Source organism: Pseudomonas defluvii, from assembly GCF_001695625.1.
Classification (GTDB): Bacteria; Pseudomonadota; Gammaproteobacteria; order Pseudomonadales; family Pseudomonadaceae; genus Aquipseudomonas; species Aquipseudomonas defluvii.
This window is the reverse complement of record NZ_MBPN01000165.1, coordinates 1-6,804: the sequence shown is the minus strand read 5'-3', so window position 1 is coordinate 6,804 and position 6,804 is coordinate 1. Positions and strand designations below refer to the sequence as shown.

Genomic DNA, 6,804 nt, shown 5'->3' with positions numbered 1-6,804 from the left:
CCATTTGCTGTCATCCTTTCGAGGACGACAGCTTAAACTACCCCGTAGTCACTGTCTCAAAAGGTGGATCCACTATAGTGGGCGAACACAGGGCTGAGGCCCGCAGAATTTTCCGTTCCCGTCCTCGGGCTGATCTTTCTGCGGTACGCCGAGAAAATTTACTCTGCTGCCGAGGAGAAGTTGGGGCCGATTGGCTCTGGTGGTCGACGCAAGGTCAGCAAAGATGACTACATGGCGGAAGGCGTGATCTTCCTGCCAGAGAAGGCTCGCTTCTCCTACCTGCAGACCCTCACCGAGGGTGACGTCATTGGTCTTGCTATCAATGATGCGATGAAGGCCATCGAGGAAGAGAACATCGACCTCAGAGGGGCATTGCCTCGCAACTACATTCAGTTGGGCAACAAGGTACTGCTGGAGCTGATTAGGTTGCTCGGCCCTGTCGATCTGACTGGTGATGCCTTCGGTAAGGTATATGAGTACTTCCTGAGCAACTTCGCCCTCAAGGAAGGCCAGAAGGGCGGCGTCTTCTACACCCCGGAGTCCATCGTAAAGTTGATCGTGGAGATCATCGAGCCTTACCACGGGCGGATCTTTGACCCTGCTTGCGGTTCTGGTGGCATGTTCACCCACTCTGCTGACTTCGTGAAACGTCACCATAAGGCAGCAATGGAGGAGATCTCGGTCTTCGGTACCGAGAAAGAGCAGGTCACTGTCAATCTGAACAAGATGAACCTTGCTGTTCACGGCCTCTCTGGTGATGTACGCGTGGCGAACACCTATTACGAAGATCCGCACGAGGCAGTAACCCGTAAAGGTGGTCGCTTCGACTTCGTGATGGCCAACCCTCCGTTCAACATGTCGGGGGTAGATAAGGAGCGCTTGGAGGGTGACCTCCGCTTTCCCTTTGGCGTACCAAAGACAGACAACGCCAACTACCTGTGGATCCAGCTCTTCTACGCATCGCTGAATAAGAACGGGCGCGCTGGCTTCGTCATGGCCAACTCCGCAGGTGATGCCCGAGGTAGTGAGCAGTTGATCCGTCAGAAGCTCGTTGAGGCAGGTGCTGTCGATGTGATCGTCTCGGTTGGCCCGAATTTTTTCTACACAGTGACCTTGCCCTGCACTTTGTGGTTCTTCGATCGAGCGAAAGAGCGGGATGCAGAGCGAGCAGATAAGGTGCTGTTCATTGACGCTCGCCATCTCTATCGGCAGCTCGACCGTGCGCACCGCGACTGGCTACCTGAGCAGATCGAGTTTCTGGCTAATATCGTGCGGCTATACCGTGGTGAAGCGCCAGAACTGGAGCAAGGCAGTATTGAACTGCTGGCGAACAAAAGTCTGGGCGACGGTTATGTTGATGTGCCTGGACTATGTAAAGTGGCCACTCGAGAAGAAATCGAGGCGCAGGGCTGGTCGTTGAACCCGGGGCGTTACGTGGGGGCGGCTGCTAAGGAAGCTGAGGATGTGGACTTCACTGAGCGACTGGAGGAGCTTGCTGAGGAACTGGAAGTGCTTAATTCGGAGGCGCGGGAATTGGAGGGTGCTATTGCCAGTAATCTGGCTGGCATTCTTGGTGGAGGAGCTTCTTGATGGAGTGGTTAGAGTCTACACTGGGAGCTATCTGTGATAAGGGGGCGGGAGTTATAAGGACTGGCCCATTCGGAGCGCAACTTCATCAGCATGATTACTCTGAAGAGGGTGTTCCCGTAGTCATGCCCAAGGATATTGTGAGCGGTCGAATTTCTACATCCTCCATCGCACGAATTTCAGATGAGCACGTTGCTCGCCTGTCGCAGCACAAGCTTCATGCTGGGGATATCGTATACGGTCGCCGTGGTGATATTGGCCGTTGTGCGTTAATTCGTGAGGCGGAAGCTGGGTGGCTGTGTGGGACCGGGTGTTTGAGGATTGCTCTCGGCAAGGGAGAGGTGCTGCCAGAGTACCTTTTCTATTATCTGAGTGATCCCTCTGTAATTGCGTGGATCTTTAGCCAGGCTGTTGGCGCCACTATGCCAAACCTGAATACAGGCATTCTCCGATCCATTCCTGTGCGCTACCCACAGTGCGAGGCTTACCAGCGTCACATCATCGCTATTCTGTCTGCCTACGATGACCTAATCGAAAACAACACGCGCCGCATCGAGATTCTTGAAGAAATGGCTCGGCGTTTGTACGAAGAGTGGTTCGTCCATTTTCGCTTTCCGGGGTATGAGGAGGTATACCCGCAGTCCTCTTCAATTCAGGCACTCCCTAGCGGATGGTCGAAAAAAAGGCTTGTTGATGTCGCAAGATTGACTATGGGGCAATCCCCTAGCTCTGAGTTTTATAATGATTTAGGTGAGGGGCTTCCTTTTCACCAGGGTGTTACTGATTTTGGAGCGCTCTTCCCGAAAAATCGCCTATTTTGTAGTGTTGAGAATAGGTTGGCGCATAAGGACGATATATTGTTTAGCGTTCGAGCTCCTGTGGGTAGAATAAATGTATCCACCGAAAAAATGGTCATAGGTCGAGGGCTTTCTGCTATAAGAGAAAATAGCAATCGGCAGCGTTTCTTATTGTGTCAGCTTCGCCACCTCTTTGCAGTGGAAGACTTGATAGGTAGCGGGACTATCTTCAATTCAGTCACGAAAAAAGATATGGAGAACATTGAGCTAGTGTGGCCTAGCGAGAAACTGATTTCGAGTTTCAATAATTTGGTTGATCCACTCTTTAAACAAATTTTTGGATTGTTCCGGAAAACCGCTAATCTCCGTGCGCAACGAGACCTGCTCCTCCCCAAGCTGATCTCCGGTGAGATCGACGTTTCTGATATCCCCATGCCCAACTAAAAGGAGTTTCAGGCGCATGAATCTGCCTCAGTCCCACTCGCATGGATACTCCGAGGATGCTCTGATCGAGCAACCCGCAATTGCTCTGTTCGCATCCATTGGCTGGGATACGGGGAACCTCTATAGCGAGTGGACAGGCAGCATTTCCAAGGAGGGGCGGCAGACCCAGCAGGATGTAGTGCTGGTAGCTCGGTTACGATCAGCTCTCATCAAGCTGAACCCTCATCTGCCTGAAGAAGCATTCGATCTGGTCATCGAAGAGCTGACGCGTGACCGCTCCAAGCTACTGCCAGTGAACGCTAACCTGGAGGTTTACCGACTGCTCAAGGAAGGTATACCGGTTAGCGTTGCAGATGAACATGGGATCAGCACGTTGAAAACCGTGAAGGTGATCGACTGGAAAAAGCCGGAGGCCAACGACTTCTTCCTCGCCTCACAGTTTTGGGTGAAGGGGGATTACCACACCCGTCGTACTGATCTAATGGGTTTCGTTAATGGCATTCCTTTGCTATTTATTGAACTGAAGGCCAGCCACAAAACGCTGAAGGCAGCCTTTGACGACAATCTAACTGACTACCGTAGCGTTATCCCGCAGCTCTTCACTTACAACGGAGCGCTGATGCTCTCCAACGGATCAGAGACTGTAGTGGGTAGCACCTACTCCCCATGGGAGCACTTGTTCGAGTGGAAGCGGATCAACGACGAAGGCGAAAAGGGAGTCGTCTCGCTGGAGACTGCTATCCGGGGTATCGCCGAGCCTAAGCGACTGCTGGATATCGTGGAGAACTTCACGGTGTTCGAGGAGGTGACCGGCGGCATCGTCAAGAAGATCGCCAAGAACCACCAATACCTCGGTGTCAACAAGGCCATCGCTGAAGTTTGGCGAACCAAGGATCGACCCAAGGATCAGGCGGGACGTTTGGGGGTCTTCTGGCATACCCAGGGATCTGGAAAATCACTGTCGATGGTGTTCTTCGCCCAGAAGATCCTTCGCAAGATCCCAGGCAATTGGACATTCCTGATCGTCACCGACCGCAACGAGCTAGATGATCAGATCTACAAGACCTTTGCTGCAACCGGAGCAGTGGGTGAAGTTGAGGCTCATGCCTCTAGCGGTGCCCATCTGAAGCAGTTGCTGACCGAAGATCACCGATACGTCTTCACATTGATCCAGAAGTTCGGCACCAAGAAAGGAGAGATCTACCCGCAGCTCTCTGGACGGCAAGACATCATCATCATCACCGATGAGGCTCATCGCTCTCAGTACGACACTTTGGCCATGAACATGAGGACGGCACTACCCAATGCCGCCTTCCTGGGTTTCACCGGTACGCCGCTTATGGCTGGCGAGGAGAAGACGAAAGAGGTCTTCGGTGACTACATATCCGTTTATGACTTCGGCCAGTCCATCGCTGACGGCGCCACGGTTCCGTTGTACTACGAGAACCGGATCCCCGAGATGCAGCTCATCAACGACAACCTGAACGAGGATATGGCGGCGCTACTCGAAGAGGCCGAGCTGGATGATGAGCAGGAGCGCAAGGTCGAGCAGGTCTTCGCCCGTGAGTACCACCTGATCACCCGAGAGGATCGCCTGGAGGCCATCGCCAAAGATCTGGTGAGCCACTTTGTGGGACGTGGCTACCAGGGCAAGGCCATGCTGGTGTGCATCGACAAGGCCACCGCTGTCCGCATGTACAACAAGGTTCAGGATCACTGGAAGGCGTATCTGGCCGAGCTGAAGGGGCAGCTCGCAAAAGCTCCGAAGGAACATCAGGCGGAGTTGCAGCATAAGATTCAGGTGATGACATCCACGGATATGGCTGTGGTTGTCTCCCAGGGGCAGAATGAGGTGAAGGAGCTAGCCGACAAGGGACTGGATATCCTTCCTCACCGCAAGCGTATGAATGAGGAGAACCTGGGCGAGAAGTTCAAGGACTCCAAGGATCCGCTGCGGTTGGTCTTTGTGTGCGCCATGTGGATCACAGGCTTTGACGTGCCGTCGTGTTCGACTATCTACCTAGATAAGCCGATGAAGAACCACACCCTGATGCAGACCATCGCTCGCGCCAACCGGAAGTATCCGGGGAAGGAGGCGGGGTTGATTGTCGACTATGTGGGCGTCTTCCGTAAGCTGCAGGAGGCTTTGGCCATCTATGGCGGTACTTCCTCAGATTCTGGTGACGATGGCGGGCCAATCAAGAGCAAGGCTGAGCTGGTCGAGTACCTGAAGCACCTAATCGCGAGAGGCATTGCCTTTCTATCCGAGCATGGCGTGAATGCTCAGGTCATCAAGGATGCTCAAGGTTTCGACAAGGTGGCTAGGCTGGACGATGCGGTCGAGCAGCTAATTGTGACGGATGAGATCAAAAAAAGCTTCCTCAGTCAGGCTCGTTTGATCTCACGGGTCTATCGCGCCATTCTGCCCGATCCATCCGCGAACGATCTGGCACCCGATGCTGTGTTGATCTCTGTCCTTGCTCAAAAGATCAAGGCATTGGAGCCACCAGTCGATATCTCTGAGGTGATGCGGCAAGTAGAGGAGCTTCTGGATGAATCGGTTGCTCCTGTGCCCTACGTTATTAAAGAAGAGGATGATCAGCCTCTGCACAACTTGAGTGAGATTGACTTCGAGAAGCTCAAGGAGAAGTTCAACCAAGGCCGTAAGCGAACGGAAGCAGAGAAACTCAGGGCTCTTCTGAACATGAAATTGGAAACCATGATGACGGAGAACCCCGCCCGGAAGAGCTTCATGGAGAAGTTCCAGAGCCTGATCGAGGCTTACAACTCCGGCAGCATGAACATCGAGGTGTTCTTCGAGGAGCTTATGGTCTTCACTGGGCAGCTTAAAGAAGAAGACCAGCGAGCCATGCGCGAGAATCTCTCCGAGGAGGAGCTGGCATTGTTTGACCTCCTGACTCAACCAGTGCCCGAACTGACGGAAAAGGAAAGGGCAGAGGTCAAGAAAGTCTGCAAGGAACTGCTGGAGACCCTGAAGGCTGAGAAGCTGGTGTTGGACTGGAGGAAGAAGGATAGGGCACGAAGCGATGTGCGTCGTACCTTGGAGATTGTGTTTGACCGTGGCTTACCGAAGAGCTATGACGAAGGCATCTACAACGAGAAATGCGATATTGCCTTCCATCACATCTTCACCAATTACTACGGCGCCGGTGAGAGCGTTTACTCGGCTGCTCGGTGAGACTGGCGGATGAATCTTGAGGTTTTCTTGGTGGGCATGGTGGAGCGAAAAAACAAATACGCCCCACCGCTCAACCTCGCATCATGCAATCAGGCTGCAGTCCCTTGCTTTGCCAGCCTGTAGACGGACTGGCGGCTGATGCCCAGGCGCTGGGCTATCTGAGTTGGCCCCAGTCCCGAATCAAGAAGCTCCACCACCTGTGCTGCGTCGATGCTGGCGGGCCTTCCTTTATAGATGCCCTTGGTCTTCGCTTTGGCGATTCCCTCGGATTGCCTTCCCTTGATCATTGCCCGCTCGAACTCGGCACATGCCCCGATGACGTGCAGCATCATCTTGGCAAATGGGTCTTCCTGATCAGGGCGGAAGGTCAGGTTCTCCTTGTGGAAGCGCACTGATGCACCCTCGTTGGTAAGCTTCTGGACGATGTCGCACAGATCTCTGAGATTCCTGGCCAAGCGGTCGATGCTGTGAACATGGACGGTATCGCCTGAGCGAACTGCCTTGAACAGATCAGCTAGCCCAGGTCGTTCGGTGTCCTTACCGCTGGCCTTATCGCTGAAGACTCGCAGGAACTGCAAGCCACTGTCAGCAAGCTGTCGGTCAGTCTCTTGGTCTGTAGTGCTCACTCGCAGATAGGCAAGGTCTGCCATGATGGTTCCCTCCCTTGGGTGTAACTAATGGGTCTGTAATCAAAATATCTGGCTCTTCGCATTTAAGGGTGTAGAAAAAATCTGACCGGCTGGAAAAGGAGTCGAGGATCTTAGAAAATGTAAGCTC

At 53.4% G+C, this 6,804-nt stretch carries 4 protein-coding genes; 3 read left to right on the top strand and 1 reads right to left on the bottom strand.

Annotation, left to right across the window (positions count from 1 at the left end; genetic code table 11):
• Window positions 1-93: 93 nt before the first annotated feature.
• The 3 genes from EKA13_RS25165 to EKA13_RS25155 are packed head-to-tail and all read left to right on the top strand — an operon-like array spanning window position 94 to window position 6,027.
• Window positions 94-1,590, top strand: a complete 1,497-nt coding sequence (locus EKA13_RS25165; protein ID WP_065761814.1) for a type I restriction-modification system subunit M — start codon at window positions 94-96, stop codon at window positions 1,588-1,590.
• Window positions 1,590-2,828 carry a restriction endonuclease subunit S gene (locus EKA13_RS25160; RefSeq protein WP_065761813.1) on the top strand — a complete coding sequence of 413 codons (1,239 nt, stop codon included), beginning with the start codon at window positions 1,590-1,592 and terminating at the stop codon, window positions 2,826-2,828. The genes EKA13_RS25165 and EKA13_RS25160 overlap by 1 nt, the downstream gene beginning before the upstream one ends.
• Window positions 2,829-2,844: 16 nt before the next feature.
• Window positions 2,845-6,027: a type I restriction endonuclease subunit R gene (locus EKA13_RS25155; RefSeq protein WP_065761812.1), complete on the top strand. Its 3,183-nt coding sequence runs from the start codon at window positions 2,845-2,847 to the stop codon at window positions 6,025-6,027.
• 89 nt (window positions 6,028-6,116) lie between these two features.
• On the opposite strand, the gene EKA13_RS25150 is transcribed toward EKA13_RS25155, so the two are convergent.
• Window positions 6,117-6,677 (bottom strand): recombinase family protein, encoded by a 561-nt coding sequence (locus EKA13_RS25150; protein WP_065761811.1) that lies wholly within the window; start codon window positions 6,675-6,677, stop codon window positions 6,117-6,119.
• Window positions 6,678-6,804 lie beyond the last annotated feature (127 nt).

Coding starts and splice junctions, on each gene's coding strand:
- EKA13_RS25160 (WP_065761813.1), top strand. CDS start 1,590: ATGGAGTGGTTAGAGTCTACACTGGGAGCTATCTGTGATAAGGGGGCG.
- EKA13_RS25155 (WP_065761812.1), top strand. CDS start 2,845: ATGAATCTGCCTCAGTCCCACTCGCATGGATACTCCGAGGATGCTCTG.
- EKA13_RS25150 (WP_065761811.1), bottom strand. CDS start 6,677: ATGGCAGACCTTGCCTATCTGCGAGTGAGCACTACAGACCAAGAGACT.